General features: G+C 60.5%; 19 protein-coding genes and 1 pseudogene. 7 read left to right on the forward strand and 13 right to left on the reverse strand.

Going from position 1 to position 18,469, the window contains the following annotated elements:
• Positions 1 to 3: 3 nt before the first annotated feature.
• The 4 genes from rsxC to metG form a co-directional block, all read right to left on the reverse strand.
• A complete protein-coding gene (gene rsxC, locus P3C18_RS17950; RefSeq protein ID WP_275963162.1) occupies positions 4 to 2,307 on the reverse strand; it encodes an electron transport complex subunit RsxC in 2,304 nt (767 codons plus the stop codon).
• Complete coding sequence (rsxB, locus tag P3C18_RS17955) at positions 2,304 to 2,879, reverse strand: electron transport complex subunit RsxB (RefSeq protein ID WP_275963163.1); 576 nt, start codon at positions 2,877 to 2,879, stop codon at positions 2,304 to 2,306. The genes rsxC and rsxB overlap by 4 nt, the downstream gene beginning before the upstream one ends.
• Positions 2,876 to 3,460: an electron transport complex subunit RsxA gene (rsxA, locus tag P3C18_RS17960; protein WP_275963164.1), complete on the reverse strand. Its 585-nt coding sequence runs from the start codon at positions 3,458 to 3,460 to the stop codon at positions 2,876 to 2,878. Before rsxA ends, rsxB begins: the two co-directional genes overlap by 4 nt.
• A gap of 155 nt (positions 3,461 to 3,615) precedes the next feature.
• Positions 3,616 to 5,658: a methionine--tRNA ligase gene (gene metG / locus P3C18_RS17965; protein ID WP_275963165.1), complete on the reverse strand. Its 2,043-nt coding sequence runs from the start codon at positions 5,656 to 5,658 to the stop codon at positions 3,616 to 3,618.
• Between the two features lie 156 nt (positions 5,659 to 5,814).
• On the opposite strand from metG, the gene apbC reads away from it, so the two are divergent.
• The gene (apbC, locus tag P3C18_RS17970) at positions 5,815 to 6,906 is read left to right on the forward strand and encodes an iron-sulfur cluster carrier protein ApbC (protein ID WP_275963166.1); all 1,092 of its coding nucleotides are present in this window, start codon (positions 5,815 to 5,817) and stop codon (positions 6,904 to 6,906) included.
• A gap of 110 nt (positions 6,907 to 7,016) precedes the next feature.
• Here apbC and P3C18_RS17975 read toward each other — a convergent pair whose 3' ends face one another.
• Positions 7,017 to 7,226 carry a cold-shock protein gene (locus tag P3C18_RS17975; RefSeq protein WP_090242762.1) on the reverse strand — a complete coding sequence of 70 codons (210 nt, stop codon included), beginning with the start codon at positions 7,224 to 7,226 and terminating at the stop codon, positions 7,017 to 7,019.
• A 323-nt stretch (positions 7,227 to 7,549) separates the two neighbouring features.
• Here P3C18_RS17975 and dcd point away from each other — a divergent pair, with 323 nt between their 5' ends.
• Entirely contained in the window at positions 7,550 to 8,116 is a 567-nt protein-coding gene (gene dcd, locus P3C18_RS17980; protein WP_090384763.1) for a dCTP deaminase, read from the forward strand.
• Positions 8,117 to 8,174: 58 nt separating this feature from the next.
• On the opposite strand, the gene nadE is transcribed toward dcd, so the two are convergent.
• The 5 genes from nadE to P3C18_RS18005 all read right to left on the reverse strand — a co-directional run bounded on the left by nadE (position 8,175) and on the right by P3C18_RS18005 (position 13,277).
• Entirely contained in the window at positions 8,175 to 9,002 is an 828-nt protein-coding gene (gene nadE, locus P3C18_RS17985) for an ammonia-dependent NAD(+) synthetase (protein ID WP_275963167.1), read from the reverse strand.
• A gap of 436 nt (positions 9,003 to 9,438) precedes the next feature.
• Entirely contained in the window at positions 9,439 to 11,976 is a 2,538-nt protein-coding gene (locus tag P3C18_RS17990) for a penicillin acylase family protein (protein WP_275963168.1), read from the reverse strand.
• Between the two features lie 128 nt (positions 11,977 to 12,104).
• Positions 12,105 to 12,569: a DUF2489 domain-containing protein gene (locus P3C18_RS17995; protein ID WP_275963169.1), complete on the reverse strand. Its 465-nt coding sequence runs from the start codon at positions 12,567 to 12,569 to the stop codon at positions 12,105 to 12,107.
• A gap of 7 nt (positions 12,570 to 12,576) precedes the next feature.
• Positions 12,577 to 12,780 carry an SEC-C metal-binding domain-containing protein gene (locus tag P3C18_RS18000; RefSeq protein ID WP_275963170.1) on the reverse strand — a complete coding sequence of 68 codons (204 nt, stop codon included), beginning with the start codon at positions 12,778 to 12,780 and terminating at the stop codon, positions 12,577 to 12,579.
• A 5-nt stretch (positions 12,781 to 12,785) separates the two neighbouring features.
• Positions 12,786 to 13,277, reverse strand: coding sequence for an LEA type 2 family protein (locus P3C18_RS18005; protein ID WP_275963228.1), 492 nt, complete (start codon positions 13,275 to 13,277; stop codon positions 12,786 to 12,788).
• Between the two features lie 112 nt (positions 13,278 to 13,389).
• Here P3C18_RS18005 and P3C18_RS18010 point away from each other — a divergent pair, with 112 nt between their 5' ends.
• Positions 13,390 to 13,962, forward strand: a complete 573-nt coding sequence (locus P3C18_RS18010) for a hypothetical protein (protein ID WP_275963171.1) — start codon at positions 13,390 to 13,392, stop codon at positions 13,960 to 13,962.
• 59 nt (positions 13,963 to 14,021) lie between these two features.
• On the opposite strand, the gene P3C18_RS18015 is transcribed toward P3C18_RS18010, so the two are convergent.
• Complete coding sequence (locus P3C18_RS18015) at positions 14,022 to 14,492, reverse strand: YchJ family protein (RefSeq protein WP_275963172.1); 471 nt, start codon at positions 14,490 to 14,492, stop codon at positions 14,022 to 14,024.
• A gap of 4 nt (positions 14,493 to 14,496) precedes the next feature.
• Complete coding sequence (locus P3C18_RS18020) at positions 14,497 to 14,994, reverse strand: DUF6231 family protein (protein ID WP_275963173.1); 498 nt, start codon at positions 14,992 to 14,994, stop codon at positions 14,497 to 14,499.
• Positions 14,995 to 15,434: 440 nt separating this feature from the next.
• Here P3C18_RS18020 and P3C18_RS18025 point away from each other — a divergent pair.
• The 4 genes and pseudogenes from P3C18_RS18025 to P3C18_RS18040 all read left to right on the forward strand — a co-directional run.
• A pseudogene (locus tag P3C18_RS18025) lies at positions 15,435 to 15,788 on the forward strand (OmpA family protein); the annotation flags it as partial.
• A gap of 126 nt (positions 15,789 to 15,914) precedes the next feature.
• Entirely contained in the window at positions 15,915 to 16,652 is a 738-nt protein-coding gene (locus tag P3C18_RS18030; RefSeq protein ID WP_275963174.1) for an OmpA family protein, read from the forward strand.
• A gap of 190 nt (positions 16,653 to 16,842) precedes the next feature.
• Positions 16,843 to 17,175 carry a DUF1145 domain-containing protein gene (locus tag P3C18_RS18035; RefSeq protein ID WP_275963175.1) on the forward strand — a complete coding sequence of 111 codons (333 nt, stop codon included), beginning with the start codon at positions 16,843 to 16,845 and terminating at the stop codon, positions 17,173 to 17,175.
• Positions 17,168 to 17,929, forward strand: coding sequence for a collagen-like protein (locus P3C18_RS18040; RefSeq protein ID WP_275963176.1), 762 nt, complete (start codon positions 17,168 to 17,170; stop codon positions 17,927 to 17,929). The genes P3C18_RS18035 and P3C18_RS18040 overlap by 8 nt, the downstream gene beginning before the upstream one ends.
• Before the next feature lie 52 nt (positions 17,930 to 17,981).
• Here the strand turns inward: P3C18_RS18040 and P3C18_RS18045 are convergent, their stop codons facing one another.
• Positions 17,982 to 18,446 carry a CopD family protein gene (locus P3C18_RS18045; RefSeq protein WP_275963177.1) on the reverse strand — a complete coding sequence of 155 codons (465 nt, stop codon included), beginning with the start codon at positions 18,444 to 18,446 and terminating at the stop codon, positions 17,982 to 17,984.
• Positions 18,447 to 18,469: the final 23 nt, after the last annotated feature.

Consider the following 18,469-nt stretch of genomic DNA (forward strand, 5'->3'; position numbering starts at 1 on the left):
TTATCAGCTGCCTGCGTGTTCCTGTAATTGGCGTTCGGCGTCTGTCAGGCGCTGGCGCGCGGTGGCCAGGGCATCGGCTGCACTGCTGTCATCACGCTCCAGTTTGCGCAGGTCGGCGCGGGCAAAGGCCACTTCGGTCTTCAGCGCGCGAGTAGTTTCATCGATCGGCTTTTTGTCCGTGCGCACCAGCTCTGGCGCGGGCTTGCCGGATGCGTCCTCGGCCTGGTGCAGCGCCTGCTCGGCGGCCGCCAATGCTTCGCGTAGGCTGCCAAGCGCGGCTTCATCGCTGCCAGCTTTCTCGGCTTTTTTCAGTTCGGCACGTTTCATCGCCAATTCGATCTTGGCTTTTTTCAGCGGGTCGGGGGCTTCTGCATCAGGCGCTTTTACCGGAGCGGTCGGTGCCTGGGCTTCCAGGCTGGCCAGCAGTTTTTCGGCAGCTTCCAGCTGGCTGCGCAGTTGCTGTAATTCGCTTTGCTGCTCGTCGCTTGGCGCTTCAAGTTTTTCCAGCTTGCGCACTTGGGCACGCAGCATGGCAGCGTCGATCTTGGCTTTTTTCAGTGCGCCATCGTCGGCAACTGGGGCAGCAGCCGGGGCAGGCGGGTTGGCGGCCATGGCGCTGTCGAGCGCTTGCTGGGCGATGGCTGCTGCGCTGCGCAGCTCGTCGACCTGGGCCTGCAGCTCGGGGCTGGCGTGGGTTGCCAGCTGCTTTTCGGCCTTTTTCAGAGCGACTTGCGCCATGCTGGCTTCGATCTTGATTTTCTTCTGCTCGTCACTCAGACCGGCCGGTTTGGCCGCTGCTGCATCGCTGCTGGCTGCAGCGGGTGCGGCTTGGGCCTGAGCTGCCTTGGCTTGGGCTGCTTTGGCAGCGCGGGCCTGGCGTTCGGCTTCCTTCTGTTCTTCGGCGCGGCGCAGGCGTTCCTGACGCAGCTCGAAGCGTTGTTTCGACTGCTCGGCCTTGAGCTGCTTCTGTTCCAGGTCGCGAATCTCGCCCTTGGCAGCGCGGTAGTACTGTACCAGAGGAATGCTCGACGGGCAGACATAGGCGCAGGCGCCGCACTCGATGCAGTCGAACAGGTTATGCGCCTTGAGCTGTTCATGCTCCTGGCCGATGGCGAAGAAGTGCAGCTGCTGCGGCAGCAGGCTGGCCGGACAGGCGTCGGCGCATTCGCCGCAGCGGATGCACGGCATAGCCGGCGGCGGTGGTGGCAGCTCGGCGGTGGTCGAGGCCAGCAGGCAGTTGGTGGTCTTGATCACGGGTACGGCGAAGTCGGGCAGGGTAAAGCCCATCATCGGGCCGCCCATGATCAGGCGGTTCAGCTTGCTGCGGTCGAGGCCGGCAAACTCCAGCAGTTCACCCACCGGGGTACCGAGCAGTACCTCGACGTTCATCGGCCGGGCCAGGGCTTCGCCGGTGAGGGTGGTGATGCGTGAGATCAGCGGTTTGCCGTGGATCACCGCGTTATGAATGGCCACGCAGGTGCCGACGTTCTGGCAGAGCATGCCGATATCCGCCGGCAGGCCGCCGCTCGGCACTTCCACGCCAGTAAGAATCTGGATTAGCTGCTTTTCGCCACCGGACGGGTACTTGGTGGGGAATACCTTGAGCTGATAGCTGCGCTCGGCCAGTGCATGGCGAACGGCGGCGATGGCTTCGGGCTTGTTGTCTTCGATACCGATCAGCACCTGATCCGGCTGGATCAGCTGCACCAGAATGTCGATGCCGCTGATCAGCTCACTGGCGCGCTCGCGCATCAGCAGATCATCGGCGCTGATATAGGGCTCGCACTCGGTGCCGTTGATGATCAGCGTGTGGATCTTCTGCGTCGGCCGCGCGTTGAGCTTCACCGCCGTGGGAAAGCCCGCACCGCCGAGACCGCTGATGCCCGCCTGGCGAACCAGCTCAACCAGGGCGCTGTTTTCAAGATGACGATAGTCAGCTTGTGGGGTCAGCTCGATCCATTCATCCAGCCCATCGCTGTCGATCACGATGGCCGGGGCGAGCATGCCCGATACGTGCGGGTAAGGCTGCGGGCCGATAAAGCTCACGGTGCCGGAGGTCGGCGCGTGCACCGGTACGCTGACAAATCCCGTGGCAGCGGCGATCAGCTGGCCTTTCAGCACGCGCTCACCCACGGCGACCACAGGTTCTGCGGGCGCGCCGATATGCTGGTTAAGCGGCAGCGTCAGACGCTTGGGCAGCGGCGCCGGCTGGATCGGCGTGCGGTTGGACAACTCCTTGCGCTCGGCCGGGTGAATGCCGCCAGGGATATCCCAGATCAGTGCTTCAGCCTTGTGCAATGCGCTCATGCTGCCTGCTCCCGGTCGCTGGCAATCAGTTGGCCGGGCAGCAGGGGTTTTTCCCATTTCCAGCTTTGCACGGTGCTGCCCACTTCGATCATGTCGATGCAGTCCACCGGGCAGGGTTCGACGCACAGGTCGCAGCCGGTGCACTCGCTGACGATCACCGTGTGCATCTGTTTGGCCGCGCCGACGATGGCGTCCACCGGGCACGCCTGAATGCATTTGGTGCAGCCGATGCATTCGGCTTCGCGGATATAGGCGACCATTTGCGGTTTTTCGCCTTCTACGGCGTCTAGCGGCTCGGCTTCAACGTCGAGCAGGTCAGCCAGGGCCTGAATGGTGGCTTCGCCGCCGGGAGGGCACTTGTTGATCTTGTCGCCGCCGGCAATCGCCTCGGCGTAGGGCTTGCAGCCCGGATAGCCGCACTGGCCGCACTGGGTTTGCGGCAGCAGGGCATTGATCTGTTCGGCAATCGGGTTGCCTTCGACCTTGAAGCGCACGGCGGCGAAACCGAGGATGGCACCGGCCACCAGGCACAGGGTGAGCAGGGCGAGAACGGCGATCAGCACCAGGCTCATAGCTTGATCAGCCCGGTAAAGCCCATAAAGGCCAGGGACATCAACCCGGCGGTGATCATGCCGATGGCCGCACCCTGGAAGGATTTCGGCACGTCGGCGATGGCGATGCGTTCACGCATGGCAGCAAACAGCACCAGTACCAGGGAGAAACCGAGGCCGGCGGCAAAGCCGTTGGCGGTGGCGGTGATAAAGGTGAATTCGGCCTTGTTGGCGTTGAGCAGGGCCACGCCCAGAACGATACAGTTGGTGGTGATCAGTGGCAGAAAGATGCMCAGTACGCGGTAAAGCAGCGGGCTGGTCTTGTTCACCACCATCTCGGTGAACTGCACCACCACGGCAATCACCAGAATAAAACTGATGGTGCGCAGGTATTCGATATCCAGCGGCTTGAGCACGTACTGCTGCACCAGGTAGCTGCACATGGCGGCCAGGGTCAGCACGAAGGTGGTGGCCAGCGACAGGCCGATAGCCGTCTCGATTTTCTTCGAGACGCCCATAAAAGGACACAGGCCAAGGAACTGGACCAACACGAAGTTGTTGACCAGGATGGCGCTGACCATGATCAAGGCGAGTTCGGTCATTGCAGGTTCCGTGAATGGACGGGCAAAGGCCGCAGGAAAGGGGTGGCTATTATCGGTAAGCCGATCCTGCCATACAAGCCGGATCAGCCTTCCTGAGGTGTTGCCATAAGGCTAGCGCAGCCTGATCAGAGTGGCTGCGCTATTGGGTCGCAGGTTTATTTGACCCGCTGACCCGGCTTGGCACCGCTGTCTGGGCTGAGCAGGTAAATCTCTTCACCGCCAGGGCCGGCGGCCAGCACCATGCCTTCGCTGATGCCAAACTTCATCTTGCGCGCGGCCAGGTTGGCCACATACAGGGTCAGGCGGCCTTCCAGCTTGCTCGGGTCCGGGTAGGCGCTCTTGATACCGCTGAACACATTGCGCTTGGCATCGCCGATATCCAGGGTCAGGCGCAGCAGCTTGTCGGCGCCTTCAACGAACTCGCATTTCTCGATCAGGGCGATACGCAGGTCGACCGCGGCAAAGGCGTCGAAGGCGATTTCGGCTGCCAGTGGGTCTTTAGTCAGCTCGCCGTTGCCGGCTGCTGCTGGGGCGGCTTCGCTGGCGGCCAGGTCTTCTTTGGAGGCTTCGATCATGGCGTCGATTTTCGCAGGCTCGATACGGGTCAGTAGGGCGCTGAACGGGTTTAGTTGGTGGTTGGCCAGCAGTGTTTGGTGATCGTCCCAGGTCAACGGCGCGACATTGAGGAAGGCCTCGGCGTCGCTGGCCAGCTGCGGCAGCACTGGTTTCAGGAAGATCACCAACTGGCGGAACAGATTCACGCCCAGAGCGCAGATGGCCTGCACGTCGTCCTGCTTGCCGTCCTGTTTGGCCAGGGACCAGGGCGCCTTGTCGGCGATCCAGGCGTTGGCGCGGTCGGCCAGGGCCATGATTTCGCGCATGGCACGGGCAAAGTCGCGTGCTTCATAGGCTTCGGCGATGCTTGGTGCGGCGGCCTGGAAGGCTTCAGTTAGCTCGGGTGCGGCATTGCCGGCCACCAGCAGGCCGTTGTTGCCTTTGTGGATAAAGCCGGCGCAGCGGCTGGCGATATTCACCACCTTGCCGACCAGGTCCGAGTTGACCTTCTGTACGAAGTCTTCCAGGTTCAGGTCGAGGTCATCCACGCCACGGCCGAGCTTGGCGGCGTAGTAATAGCGCAGGTACTCGGGGTTCAGATGATCCAGGTAAGTGCGCGCCTTGATAARGGTGCCGCGCGATTTGGACATCTTCTGCCCGTTGACCGTCAGATAGCCGTGCACGGCCACTGCGGTTGGCTTGCGCAGGCCTGCGCCTTCGAGCATGGCTGGCCAGAACAGGGCGTGGAAGTTGACGATGTCCTTGCCGATAAAGTGGTACAGCTCGGCGGTCGAATCCTTGTTCCAGAACGCGTCGAAGTCCAGCTCCGGGCGCTTGGAACAGAGGTTCTTGAAGCTGGCCATATAGCCGATCGGCGCATCCAGCCAGACGTAGAAGTATTTGCCCGGTTCGTCGGGAATTTCGAAGCCGAAGTACGGTGCATCGCGGCTGATGTCCCATTCCTGCAGACCGGAATCCAGCCATTCGGCGATCTTGTTGGCTACCGCGTCCTGCAATGCGCCGCTGCGGGTCCAGCTTTTCAGCATGGCCTCGAAGTCCGGCAGCTTGAAGAAGAAGTGCTTGGAGTCGCGTAGTTCAGGGACGGCACCGGAGATCGCCGAGCGCGGGTTCTTCAGCTCGGTCGGCTCGTAGGTGGCGCCGCATTTTTCGCAGTTGTCACCGTACTGGTCTTCCGCCGCGCACTTGGGGCAGGTGCCTTTGATAAAGCGGTCGGCGAGGAACATGCCCTTTTCGGGGTCGAAGTACTGGGTCACCGAGCGGGTGGCGATATGCCCGGCGTCACGCAGCTTCAGGTAGATGGCCGCCGACAGCTCGCGGTTCTCGTCCGAGTGGGTGGAGTGGTAGTTGTCGAAATTGACCCCGAAATCGGCAAAGTCGGCCGTGTGTTCAGCCTGCACATTGGCGATCAACTGTTCCGGGGTGATGCCTTCCTTCTCGGCGCGCAGCATGATCGCCGAGCCATGCGCATCATCGGCGCAGACGTAGATGGCCTGATTGCCGCGCAGCTTCTGGAAACGCACCCACATGTCGGTCTGGATGTACTCGAGCATATGGCCAAGGTGGATCGAACCGTTGGCGTAGGGCAGGGCGCTGGTAACGAGAATCTTGCGGGCTTGGCTCATGGGATCGGCTGCACTGGTAACTCAGGGAAGCCGGCAACTATATAGGGGCGGCGGATATTTTTCACCCTTGCGCGGGCAATGCCTGCCGGTGTGCGCCTATGGAGTTAGCCTGGGGTAATATGCCCGCCTGCTTTACTCAGCCTTTCGGAGCCTTCCATGAGTGTCGTTACCCGCGCAGCGGTCGAAGCCGCCTTGTCCCAATACACTGACCCGCACCTGAATCAGGACCCGGTCAGCGCCGGTTGCCTGCGTGAAGTGGATATCCAGGGTGGGCAGGTCAAGGTGCGTCTGCAGTTGGGTTATGCGGCCGGGCTGTTCAAGAGCGGCTGGGCGCAGATGCTGCAGATGGCCCTAGAAAACCTTGAGGGCGTCGAGCGGGCGCAGGTGCAGGTCGACTGCGTGATCGAAGCGCACAAGGCGCAGGATCAGGTGCCGGCGCTGGCCAATGTGAAAAACGTGATTGCGGTGGCGTCCGGCAAGGGCGGGGTGGGCAAGTCCACCACCGCCGCCAACTTGGCGTTGGCACTGGCGCGCGAAGGGGCCAAGGTCGGCATCCTCGATGCGGATATCTATGGGCCGAGCCAGGGCATCATGTTTGGCATCCCGGAAGGCACGCGGCCGCAAGTGAAGGACCAGAAGTGGTTTGTGCCGCTCAAGGCCCATGGTGTGGAAGTGATGTCCATGGCTTTTCTCACCGACGAGAACACCCCGGTAGTCTGGCGCGGCCCGATGGTTTCTGGTGCGCTGCTGCAATTGATCACCCAGACCGCCTGGGATGACCTGGATTATCTGGTGGTCGACATGCCGCCAGGCACCGGCGATATCCAGCTGACCCTGGCGCAGAAAGTGCCGGTGGCCGGCGCGGTGATTGTCACCACACCGCAGGATCTGGCCTTGCTGGATGCGAAGAAGGGCGTGGAAATGTTCCGCAAGGTAAATATCCCGGTGCTCGGCGTGGTGGAAAACATGGCCGTGCATATCTGCTCGAGCTGCGGGCATGCCGAGCATTTGTTCGGTGAAGGCGGTGGTGAGAAACTGGCGGCGCAGTTTGGCGTCGACCTGCTGGCCTCGCTGCCGCTGTCGATGGCCATCCGTATGCAGTCCGATGGCGGCAAGCCAACTACCATCGCCGACCCGGAAAGCCAGATCGCGATGATCTATCAGGAAACGGCGCGTAACGTGGGTGCACGTATCGCTCAGGGCGCTGCGCAGCAGGCGATGCCGAACATTGTAATCAGCGAAGATTGATTCGGCGGTGGCGCACGCGAGTGCGCCGCATCGTGCGCTGATAAAAGTAGATGCCTATAAAAAAAGCCCCGCACTAGGCGGGGCTTTTTCTCAAGCGGGGTTAGTGCAGGTTATACAACCTGAACTTCCTCAGCTTGCATGCCTTTCTGACCACGGGTAGCGACGAAAGTCACTGCCTGGCCTTCTTTCAGGCTCTTGAAGCCATCGCTCTGGATAGCTTTGAAGTGTACGAAGAGGTCGTCACCGGACTGTGGGGTGATGAAGCCGTAGCCTTTTTCATCGTTGAACCACTTGACGGTGCCATTCTGACGATTCGACATGTTATGTCTCCTAACAAATTTATTAACAGCCCTGGAAAAGCCCAGGCCGGGACTGAGTGCAACGAGTACTAGGAGTCGGACGATGTTTGGATCGAAATCTAGGCATCAAGTAGCGATTCGCGGTGACACATGCAGCACAGTGAAACAACCATACTCGCTTTTAACGCTAAGCGCGAATGCTCTGTGCATCTTTCTGTTATTTAGCGACAGACAGACTGTTTGCCGTTTTGCGTGCCGCGCTGGCTCAAGAGACTTTGAACCCAGTCGCCGGCCCCGGTAAGATGCGTGCACTTTTCACCCTTCGCTATAGCAGGACAGACGCCATGAGCATCAAATCGGATAAGTGGATTCGCCGCATGGCTCAAGAGCACGGCATGATTGAGCCCTTTGTCGAGCGGCAGGTACGTGCCGAGGGCGCCCAGCCACTGATTTCCTATGGCGTTTCCAGCTACGGCTACGATGTGCGCTGCGCCGATGAGTTCAAGGTGTTCACCAACATCAATTCGGCGACCGTCGACCCGAAGAACTTCGATGAGAAGAGCTTTGTCGATGTGAAAAGCGATGTCTGCATCATCCCGCCGAACTCCTTCGCCCTGGCGCGCACCGTGGAGTTCTTCCGCATTCCCCGCGACGTGCTGACCATCTGCCTGGGCAAGAGCACTTATGCGCGCTGCGGCATCATCGTCAACGTCACCCCGTTGGAGCCAGAGTGGGAAGGCCACGTGACCCTGGAATTCTCCAATACCACCACTTTGCCGGCGAAAATCTACGCCAACGAAGGCGTGGCGCAGATGCTGTTCCTGCAGTCCGATGAGGCGTGCGAAGTGTCTTATAAAGACCGCGGTGGCAAGTATCAGGGCCAGCTGGGTGTGACCCTGCCCAGGGCTTGATCGGTCGCTGTAATGAAAAAGCCGGGTATTTCCCGGCTTTTTCATGGGGCTCAGAAACTCAGGGAACCAGCGGCAGTTCGCGTTTATGGCGAGTGGCGTCATAGGTGCGCACGATGATGTCGTAGGCTTCCTGGCGCACGGGTTGGCCGTGCAGGAAGGCGTCGATTTCGGCGTAGCTGACGCCATGCGCTTCCTCGTCCGGCTTGCCGGGGCGCAGTTCTTCGAGGTCGGCGGTGGGCACCTTGAACACCAGGTTTTCCGGGGCGCCGAGGTGCTTGGCGATGGCGCGCACCTGGCCCTTGACCAGGCCGGACAACGGGGCAAGGTCGCAGGCGCCGTCACCGAACTTGGTGAAAAACCCCATAACAGCCTCGGCGGCGTGGTCGGTACCGATCACCAGGCCGTTGTTGGCGTTGGCGATGGCGAACTGGGCGACCATGCGGATGCGCGCCTTGATATTGCCGGTAACGAAGTCGCGACGGGCATCGCTGAGTTTCTGCAGGTGAGTCACCTGCTCGCCGAGGCCCAGTACGCTGTCCGCGATATTTACTGTGTCTTCTTCGTCGGCGCGAATAAATTTCAGTGAGTCTTGAGCGTCTTGCTCGTCATGCTGAGTGCCGTGGGGTAGGCGTACGGCGATAAAGCGATAGGCATTATCGCCGGTCTCACTGCGCAACTCTTCCACAGAAAGCTGGGCCAGGCGCCCTGCGGTGAGGGAGTCGACGCCGCCACTGATGCCCAGAACCAGCACTTTCAGGCCGGAGTTGCGCAGGCACTGCTTGATAAAGGCCTTGCGCTTGTCGATCTGCGCCACCAGCGCGGCGGTATCTGCGAAAGGCGGCACCACATCGAGGGCTGCGGCGATTTCGGCTTGGCGATTGCTCATTTCAAAGTCCTCACTGGGAGCAGAACACATGGCTTGTGCGGTCGCGCGGCAGCAATATCCGGCGGTATGGCATCAAGCGCTATCAAGGCGCAAAGCTTACGTTGAACTGGCTGCAAAGTGCACGCTAGAGCTGCATGTCTGTAGAAGTGGGGCGAGTCGCAGGCAAAAAATTGCCTGGAGCAATTTTTAACGTCGCGCAGCGATGGCCCGTAGGGTGGCCGCCAGGGATGGCAGGCCATAAAAAATTGCCTGGAGAAGTTTTACGCCTCGCGCAGCGATGGACTGAGGGGCGTCGAGGAATTACGGGCAAAAGAAAGGGCGCTAAAAGCGCCCTAAAACGATGATGATCTATGGAGTAAGTCCACTTTCTCAGAGCGGCCGCCGCTGAATTGGTTCAGTGGCGGCCGACGAGCGGTCGTTCAGTCTTGGCTTTGCTTCAGTTCGCTGGCGTCAGCAGCAGGCGCTTAGTGCCATATACCTTGTCGAGGTTTTGCGACTGGAAGGGGAAGCTCATATAGCTGCCCTTGAGCCAGGCATCGATGCCGTCGGCGTAGTGTTTGCTGGCGGGGTTGCCGGACTGCCCGGAGCTGTTGAGACCGATCAGTGGTTCCTCGCGGCCGAAGTCGACGACGATGCGCATGGCCGGAATCAGCCAGGTGTCGAAGTTCTCGCCCCAGTTGTAGGCCGCCACGTTCAGCGTGCTGTGATCACCGCCCGCCGGGTAGGGGCCGCGATCCAGATAACCCTTGATGGCATTGATGCTGGTGCGTTGGCTGGCGCTCATGTATTGCGCCAGTTGGCTGGTTTCGGTGGTCCAGTTGTAGGTGTGCAGCTTGCCCCACTGCCAGGCACTGCGTTCGCTACCCAGCTTGCTTTCCAGCAGGGTGACGGCGCCTGCAAGGCTGCGCGCCAGGATGGTCGGTTTATCTTCATGCTGTGCGGTGCGGGTGTCGTTCCAGAACGGGCTGTCGTCACGGCCCAGCAAATGGTCGGCCTGGGCGGAGTAGGAGCTGTTGGCGGTTTCGACCAGCGCTTTCCAGGCAGGTGTGCTGTCCGGGCCGAGTTCGTCGAGGAAGGTTTCGCGTGCGCTCTGGTAGAGGAAGGCGCTGTACAGCGCGGCATCCGCCGAAGTGGCGGCCATTTTGCCGTCGAACTTCATCAGCCGACTGTGCGCTTCGCGGGCCTTACTGCGCTCTGCTGTCGGCAGGGCATCGATAGCGGCTTGCAGGCCTTCAGCCATGCCTGGTGCGCTGAACATGTTCTGCAGCTTGGCCACGAAAGGTGAAGTCTGGTCGTACTGCATGGCAATCATGCTCTGGGTGTCATGCCTGCCGGTGGCTGCCAGCGCAGCGATGCGTTCGGCGCGCTCGGGGTAGAACCAGGAGTTGGACAGCTGCATGCCGTAGCCACGCGGTACGGTGCGGTGGTTGGCGGTGCCGAGCCAGCCTTCTGGCGGGTCTTGGTCATAGGGATGCAGCATCGGGTCGGCGAAACCGTCCCAGGCGTACTGGCTGTCCCAGCCGGGGGAGGGCATCAGGCCCAGTCCCGCACGGCGGTTGGGGAAGCGTCCGGTGACTTGCCAGCCGATATGCTGCGCATCGGCAAATACGATGTTCAGCGGCATGGCGCGCACTTCGCGGGTGGCCTCAAAGGCCTGCTCGACCGACTGGGCACGCGACAGGTCGAAGAAGGCATCCAGGGTCTTGTCTGCTTCGAATTGGGTGGTTTTCAGTGCCAGGCCATAGCCGCTGCTCAGTTGCATGGGTTGCAGCATGTGCTTGCGTTCGCCCAGTACCGAGTTCAGCAGCGGGCCGTGACGGGTTTCAAAAATGGTTTCGCGGATTGGCCGCTGGCCTTTGATAAAGAAGGTTTCCTGGCGCTCCAGTGTGGGCAGCCATTTGCCGTCGGCCAGGTAGTGCAGGCGGCCGCCTTGACGTCTGACCTGTTCGAGGAACAGATCCTGGTTGTCACCCATGACCATGGTCATGCCCCAGCCCAGCTTGCCGTTGAAGCCGGCTACCACGGCGGGTACGCCGGCAATCGACACGCCTGCGGCCTGGTATTTGGGTGAGCGGATCTGCACGAAATTCCACACCGAGGGCATCGACAGCGGCAGGTGGGTGTCGTTGGCCAGCAGGCTTTTGCCGCTGCGTGTGCGCTGTGGGGCAAAGGCCCAGTTGTTGGACGCCGCTACGCCGAGCATATGCGCATCGGCAAACTGGCTGACGGCTGCGCTGACATCGCTCAAGCCGGCCAGTTGGCCCTTGAGATCGAGCCCTTTGAGTTTGGCGGCTTCCTCCAGTGGCAACGGCTCATCGGGGTAGGTTGGCAGTAGCCAGGCCAGCTGTTCGCTGCCGACTTTTTGTGCCAGCACCAGTGAGGCGATTTCTTCCTGCAGATTGACTGCCAGGCCGAAGTTCAGCAGGCAGAACACCAGCACCGAGTCCTCGGCCTTCCAGTACGCCGGGTGATAGCCGGATTCGGCCAGGTCCATTGGCAGCTTGTCGCGGTAGCGGAACAGGTAGGCGTTGACCCCGCGGGCATAGACCTCGAAGAAGCGTTTGATCCGCGGCGAGGCGTTGCTGTAGAGCACCTCGGCGCTTTTCTTCAGGTTGACCGCGCGCATAAAGCGGTCCATTTCCAGCACGCCGGGGCCGGCCATTTCGGCCAGGCGGCCCTCGGCCATCAAGCGCAGGCCGACCATCTGGCTGAGGCGGTCGCTGGCATGCACATAGCCGAGGGCGAACAGCGCGTCATGGAAGGTGGTGGTTTCGATCAGCGGCATGCCCAGGGGGTTGCGGCGGATTACTACGCTTTGCGCCAGGCCCTTGACCCGGACGATGCCTTGATCCGGGTGCACGCTGTCGCTGTAACGGCTGTTCAGAAGTGACTGACAGCCCGTGAGCGTGACGACGGCCGTTAATACGGCTGCGAGGCTGAGGTGGGCCATGGGGCGTAACGCGCGCGCTAGCATGCAGCAGGCTCCTTGCGGGTGGAAAACGGTCGGTTGGGGTGTGCGCTTTCCAGGTGCGTGGGCGCGCAGGTGCGGACGTACTACGTTAGCCAGCCGCCATGAGCCTGACAAGGCGCGTGGCGGGCGAATCAGGCGCTTTTGCGCAGGGGCGGCAGGGCTTCATCAAGCAGCCAGCGGGCGGCGGCGCGAGCAGCTGCCTTGTGCTGTAACTCGAGTTCGCTGAAGTGTTGCTCATGCTGGCGGCGCACGTTTCTCTCCAGGGCCTTCCACTCGGCGTGGGTCGGCACCTGGGCGGTTGCCGCGAACAGCAGGTGAAAAACCTCACAGCGCTGATCCTGGCTAAGGCGGCTGTCGTAGTTGTCCAACAGCACCTTGATCCGAATGGCGCCCTCGATCAGCGGCAACTGACCCTCGAGCAAGCTGCTGGCGAGGATATGAAGGTCACCGCCAATGCGTTCGCGCTGGGTGTTGAGCGCTGCAGCCTGGGCTTTTTCCTGGGCCCAGACGCGCCGCCACAGGTGCAGGGCGTAGAGTGCCAAGGCGGCAATCAATACGCCGCTGCCGATCAGGACGAGTAGAGTGAGGTTGTTCATCGCAGGCTTATGCGCCGTGGCATTTCTTGAATTTCTTCTCGCTGCCGCACGGGCAGGGGTCGTTGCGGCCAACGTCTTTTAGGGCGTTGCGCGCAGGTTCCTGATGGCTGTGATTGCAATGCGGGCCATGTACATGGCCGTGATCATGCTGGTGCGCGTGATCGTGGTCGTGATTGCAGTCAGGGCCGTGGACGTGTTCTTGCTGGGTCATGCGAGTTACTCCGGGATGTAATCGCCGGGAATTATCTCGCCATTGCGCGACATGTGCACGCTCTGTCCGAACAGCCAGCCAGTTTTTACTGCGCCTTGCAGACGATAGGGGATGGGTTGATCGGGTTTTTCCAGGGCTTTGACGATCTGCCGCAGGTGACGCCAGAGGTTGGTGCGCACCGGTATGGAGAAGTTGTGATGGCCGTGGGCAGGCACGGTAAATGAAACATTGGATTCGCCTTCAGCCAGTTTGACCTGGTTCAGATGCACCAAGTAATCCATCCCGCGCACTGGCAGGCTGAAATTGTTGGGGTTATCGATGCGAAAGCGCAGCGTGAACTGCTGCTCCAACAGTTTGGCTTTAACCACGTCGACTTTAACGAGACGAACTTCGGGCGACTTCAGATCACCTGGAGAGGAACAACCGCTAAGGCCCGACAGGAGGCCAAAAAACATCAATAGGCTGAGAATTCTTATCGTTTGCGCCTGATAAAACATTGCATACTCCGAATGACGCATCAGTGTAACAAGCAAGTGCTTGGCTGCAACCTGTTGTGACGGTAAAAAAACCTGCGCCATACTGAGCAACGAATAGGACAGGAGTATGACCATGGCTCGCTACGAAATTGCCTTCAGTGCGCAGTTGGTTCCGGGTGCCCAGCTGGAGTTGGTGAAGGCCAACCTGGCCAAGCTGTTCCAGGCGGATGAGCAGCGCCTGGCGCTGCTGTTCTCGGGGCGGCGTATCGTGATCAAAAGCAACCTGGATGCGGCCGGGGCGGAAAAGTACCGCTCGACGCTGGAGCGCGCTGGGGCTGTGGCCGAAGTGGCCTGCCTGGATGATGAGATCGAAGAAATCGAATTGGCCGCACCACCCGCTGCCGCCACAACGCCAGTTGCCGCCCCGGTTGCGGCATCTGTGCAGCCGGCCAGCAGTCAGCCTGCGGGGCGCCTGCAGGTCGCGCCGCGTGATGAATATATGGCTGCGTTTGCAGACGTCGATGCGCCGGATTTTGGCATTGCGCCGCTGGGTGACGATGTGCAGGACGGCAAGCCGCAGGTGCAGGCCCCGGCCCTGGATCTGTCGCAGTTCAGCCTGGCACCGCCTGGCAGTGATATGGGCGAGGCGAAAAAAGCGCCGGCCGGGCCGCCACCGGATATCTCCCATCTGAAATTGCAGGATTAGCCCGCGCGGCGCAGGGAGCCGTGACTTGCTGCTCTCTGCGCAAATGGCCCTCTAAGCCATCAAAAATAGCTTGAGCAGCACTTCTTGAACTTCTGCCCGCTGGCGCAGGGGCAGGCGTCATTGCGGCCTAGTTTCAACTCGACAGTTGGGTCAATGAAATACCAGCTGCCGCTATTGCGCACGAATGCCGAGCGTTCGCGGTGGCTGTGCACGCCGCCTTCATCACGCCAGTGCGCGGTAAAGGTGACATAGGCGTGCTGTGGTTCGCCCTCAATCAGCTGCGCTTGCTCGACCTCAAGCCCGAGCCAGGTGCTGCCCAGGCTCCAGGTTTGGATGGCGTCCTGGTCGAGGCCGGCTTGCTGGGCCGGTAGTGTGCTGTGCACCAGGTAATCGATCAGTCCCAAGGCGTAGGCGCTGTAGCGTGAGCGCATCAAGGCTTCGGCGCTGGGTGCCGGAGTACCTGCGTGATAACGGCCGCAGCAGAGCGTCAGCAGTTGGCCGCTGCCGCAGGGGCAGGTGGTGCTGCTCATGGCTTTACCACCAGTACTTGCCGAAGTTTTCCGGGTTGGCCCAGAACTTGGCGTTCAGCCAGTCAGGTACTTGCTTGTAGTCGAGCAGGTCATAGGTGAACAGGTTGAGTGTCTGTTCATCGCGCTGGAAACACTCGCTGGCCTGCAGGGCCAGTGCAAAGAAGTCGGTTTCTTGCCAGTCACAGGCTTGCAGGTCGACCAGTACCGCCATTCGGCTGGCATTCAGGTTGCGAATGCCACCAAGCAGCTCTAGTCCGGTGCGTTTCGGCAGATGCTCAAGGCAATCGACGATCAACGCCAGATCGAAACGCTGCGCGGCCACATCATTGGGCAGTGCTCCTGCGTCTGCATGAATCAAATGGCAGTTTGGATGGGCCTGGATAAATGCATCAATCGCAGGTAGTTTTCGGCTACCGACTACCAACAGGCGTTCTGGCGTGTAGCGTGCCAACAGGGCGGCAAGGGCTTGCTGGGGTGTTCGGGTGGACGGGGTTGCAGACATAACGGCTCCTCGCTCAAGTGCGCAAAGACTAACGTGCAGCAGTAACGCGGCCTAGTGCGGATTGTGCTAGTAATGCGTTTGCATATTCTCTGGCATATTTTGTTACTGGCGTCTTTACTTCGTCAGTATCGGTTTTTGCCGATTTACCAATAGGAGACGTATATATGAGCATCACCAGGAAAGCATTACCCCTGATTGTCGCGAGTACCTTTTTGACCGGTTGTGCCGGGCTGCAGAAAACGGATTGGCCAACCTGTGCCGCGATCGGCGGTGTGGGCGGTGCTGCTCTGGGCGCTATTGAAAGCTCTACATGGGCCGGTGGCGGTGCAGTAGTTGGTGCCGGTATGGCCGCTGCATATTGCTGGGTGCATGGCGCCAGCGATGAGCAGGTTGTTGTGGTTGAAGAAGTGGTAGTTGAAGAAGTTGTGGTGTCTGAACCAGCCGAGGCAGTGCGCGTTGAGCTGGACGTCAAATTCGACTTCGACAAGGCCCAGGTCAAACCAGAAAGCTACGGCGATATCAAAAACCTGGCTGACTTCCTGACCCAGTACCCACAGACCACCACAGTGGTTGAAGGTCATACCGACTCCGTGGGTAGCGACGCATACAACCAAAACCTGTCCGAGCGTCGTGCCAATGCGGTGCGTGATGTACTGGTTAACCAGTACGGCGTAGGCAGTAATCGCGTTAACGCTGTGGGCTATGGCGAAAGTCGTCCGGTTGCGGACAACGCCAGCGCTGACGGCCGTGCCGTCAACCGCCGCGTAGAAGCAGAAGTAGAAGCTCGTCCTTGATCGTCTGATCCCAGACTTTCTGAAGAAAACAAGCCAGACCCTCCGGGGTCTGGCTTGTGCAGCTTGAAGGGTAGGTCTTTACTCCTTAGTTACCGGCAGTAGCCGGCATTACAGGAGATTTCTACCATGAGAGTTAGATCCATGATGGGGGTAGCCCCCATTCTCTTGGTCAGCAGTGTTCTTTCAGGTTGCGTCACAACTTCCAGTACGGGAGATGCGCCGCTCAACCAAGGGAACTGGCCCCTGTGCAGTGCAATTGGCGGTCTGACCGGTGCTGGTCTGGGCGCAATCGAAAGTTCAACATGGGCAGCAGGTGGAGCCGTGGCCGGTGCGGTCATTGGTACGCTGATTTGTTATGCCCAGGATGGTGATGAAGACGATGACGGCGTGTTTGACCGTCGTGACCGTTGCCCAGGAACCCCTCCTAATACGCCGGTGCATCACAACGGCTGTCCGATCAAGGAATATGCCAGTACGCCTGCCGAAGCAGAGCCTGAGCCCATCGAAGTTGTGGACTCGGTTCGGGTAGAGCTGGATGTGAAGTTCGATTTCAACAAGTCCGATGTTAAAGAAGACAGCCAGGCCGATATCAAGAGCCTTGCCGACTTTATGAAGCAGTACCCACAAACCACCACAACCGTTGAAGGACATACCGACGCTGTAGGCAGTGATGCCTATAACCAGGGGCTGTCTGAGCGGCGCGCCAATGCGGTGCGTGATGTGCTGGTCAATCAGCATGGCATCGACAGTGGCAGGGTCTCCTCTGTCGGATACGGTGAGTCGCGGCCGGTGGCTGATAATGACAGCGACTCCGGGCGGGCCATCAATCGTCGTGTTGAAGCAGAAGTCGAAGCGCGACCCTAGCTGATGTGATGCGCTGGCAGGCCGTTGCGAACCCACCTTCCGGGTTCGCAACGGCCTGCCAGCGAGAGGGCAGTTGTAACCCAGTAAAAGCTGTGAAGGCGTTCGACCTCCATGGTTTTTACTGGTCTTCTGGCAGCACACTCCCAAAGCAGATAAGGTGCAGCGAAATAAAAAACTGCCGGGGGCGGATATGAAGACATTTCTGACGTTAGGTAAGGTGCTGACGGCATTGTTCTGGGGCGTCGTCCTGGCCAATCTGCTGCAACCCTTTGCACAACCTTTCGCGCTGCTGTTGAACGGCGCCGGGGCTTTTATTCTGCTGATCCATGCGCTTGAGCTGTGGTTTTTTGACAAGCGCATCGCCGCTTGCCCCAAGCCGGCGCTAGAGCGTGTGCAAGTTATGCTGTTCGGCATTTTTCAGCTGCTTGGACTGCCAGCTGAGCAAGCGGCTGTAGCCGCAGTAGCCGCAGTAGCCGAGTCTGAGCCTGAGCAAGCGCTGCAGATGGAGGCCGAAAATGCGTAAGCTGTTCGTCCTCGCTGCGCTGTTCAGCCCACTGGCATTGGCCCAGGCGGTAATTGAAGTCGATTCCCACGCGGTTATGCGTCTGCCGAGCAACACCAGTGTTTTACTGCTGGACCGTCTGCAGATTGCCGATCACGGTACCTTGTTGATTCCTCCTGGCCTGACCGAAATTCGCGTGGCACAGCTAACCCTGGGCCGCGACGCACGTCTGGCGATTGCCCCCAGTGATCAGGCGCTGCGCCTTGAAGTGGAAACCGCCGAGATTGCCAGTGGCGCACAGATCAGTGCGCGCGGTGCCCAGGGCAGTGCTGAAAAGCCGGCGTTGCCGGGGCGTAACCTGAGCCTGCGCCTGCAAGCCGTGACCCTGGAAAACCTGCTGCTGGATGCCCGCGGCGGTACCGGTGCGCCTGGCTATGCCGGCCTTGCTGGTGCCGATGGCAAACCAGGTGGCTGCACCTGGGGTGAAGCCAGTCGCGGCCATGATGGCTTGAATGGTGGTGACGGCCAGCCGGGTGCTGCTGGTGCGCAGGTGCGCCTGGAAGTCCCGCAAGGCTTCCCGGTTGAGCAGTTACAGGTGCGTCTGGATGGTGGCAACGGCGGTCAGCCGGGCGCGCCAGGTGCGGGCGGCCAAGGCGGCGTGAGCAAGGGCTGCTGGTTATACAGCACTGATGGTGCACGCGACGGCAAGCCAGGGCAGGCCGGGCGTGCCGGTGAGGCAGGCCCGGCAGGCGCGCTGAATGTCGTGCAGTTCTAAGCCATTGCGCGGTGCTAACCGCTGCTCTCGGGCAGCGGTTGCTTTAACGCGCTTAGAACGAGGGACGCACGCCGGCGATTGCCACCACCAGCAACCCCAGCAGCAAGTTGATGCCGACCAACCGACGAATGCGCCCAAGCACGGCGCCGCCATTCGGCCAATCCTCCGCCGCCACAGCGCGGCGCAGTTCAGGTAGTTGCAGTGCCTGAATCCGCAGAAACAGCGCCAGCATGGCGATATACAGTCCCATCATGATGTGCACGTAGCGCGGCGCTGTATCGAAGCCGCTAAAGCGCAGGTGCAGCATGCCCACGCCGGTCACCGGCAGCACAATCACCGCCGCCCAGACCCAGTAGAAAAACCGCGGAAAGACCTCCAGCCAGAGTTTCAGGCGAGACGGGGCTTCCAGTGCGGCGACGGCTGCTGGGCGCAGGATCATCCACGCGAAGAACATGCCGCCGACCCAGATCAGGGCGGCGAGCAGGTGCAGGCTGTAGACGAAGGCGTATGGGGTCATGCAGGCACTCCTGTTGGTTAAGC

It is taken from the genome of Pseudomonas sp. 1928-m, from assembly GCF_029269135.1.
GTDB lineage: Bacteria > Pseudomonadota > Gammaproteobacteria > Pseudomonadales > Pseudomonadaceae > Aquipseudomonas.

What these genes read in the sequence shown, in the direction of transcription:
- rsxC (WP_275963162.1), bottom strand. Translation starts at nt 2,307, where the DNA reads ATGAGCGCATTGCACAAGGCTGAAGCACTGATCTGGGATATCCCTGGC.
- rsxB (WP_275963163.1), bottom strand. Translation starts at nt 2,879, where the DNA reads ATGAGCCTGGTGCTGATCGCCGTTCTCGCCCTGCTCACCCTGTGCCTG.
- apbC (WP_275963166.1), top strand. Translation starts at nt 5,815, where the DNA reads ATGAGTGTCGTTACCCGCGCAGCGGTCGAAGCCGCCTTGTCCCAATAC.
- P3C18_RS17975 (WP_090242762.1), bottom strand. Translation starts at nt 7,226, where the DNA reads ATGTCGAATCGTCAGAATGGCACCGTCAAGTGGTTCAACGATGAAAAA.
- dcd (WP_090384763.1), top strand. Translation starts at nt 7,550, where the DNA reads ATGAGCATCAAATCGGATAAGTGGATTCGCCGCATGGCTCAAGAGCAC.
- nadE (WP_275963167.1), bottom strand. Translation starts at nt 9,002, where the DNA reads ATGAGCAATCGCCAAGCCGAAATCGCCGCAGCCCTCGATGTGGTGCCG.
- P3C18_RS17990 (WP_275963168.1), bottom strand. Translation starts at nt 11,976, where the DNA reads ATGCTAGCGCGCGCGTTACGCCCCATGGCCCACCTCAGCCTCGCAGCC.
- P3C18_RS17995 (WP_275963169.1), bottom strand. Translation starts at nt 12,569, where the DNA reads ATGAACAACCTCACTCTACTCGTCCTGATCGGCAGCGGCGTATTGATT.
- P3C18_RS18000 (WP_275963170.1), bottom strand. Translation starts at nt 12,780, where the DNA reads ATGACCCAGCAAGAACACGTCCACGGCCCTGACTGCAATCACGACCAC.
- P3C18_RS18005 (WP_275963228.1), bottom strand. Translation starts at nt 13,277, where the DNA reads ATGTTTTATCAGGCGCAAACGATAAGAATTCTCAGCCTATTGATGTTT.
- P3C18_RS18010 (WP_275963171.1), top strand. Translation starts at nt 13,390, where the DNA reads ATGGCTCGCTACGAAATTGCCTTCAGTGCGCAGTTGGTTCCGGGTGCC.
- P3C18_RS18015 (WP_275963172.1), bottom strand. Translation starts at nt 14,492, where the DNA reads ATGAGCAGCACCACCTGCCCCTGCGGCAGCGGCCAACTGCTGACGCTC.
- P3C18_RS18020 (WP_275963173.1), bottom strand. Translation starts at nt 14,994, where the DNA reads ATGTCTGCAACCCCGTCCACCCGAACACCCCAGCAAGCCCTTGCCGCC.
- P3C18_RS18030 (WP_275963174.1), top strand. Translation starts at nt 15,915, where the DNA reads ATGAGAGTTAGATCCATGATGGGGGTAGCCCCCATTCTCTTGGTCAGC.
- P3C18_RS18035 (WP_275963175.1), top strand. Translation starts at nt 16,843, where the DNA reads ATGAAGACATTTCTGACGTTAGGTAAGGTGCTGACGGCATTGTTCTGG.
- P3C18_RS18040 (WP_275963176.1), top strand. Translation starts at nt 17,168, where the DNA reads ATGCGTAAGCTGTTCGTCCTCGCTGCGCTGTTCAGCCCACTGGCATTG.
- P3C18_RS18045 (WP_275963177.1), bottom strand. Translation starts at nt 18,446, where the DNA reads ATGACCCCATACGCCTTCGTCTACAGCCTGCACCTGCTCGCCGCCCTG.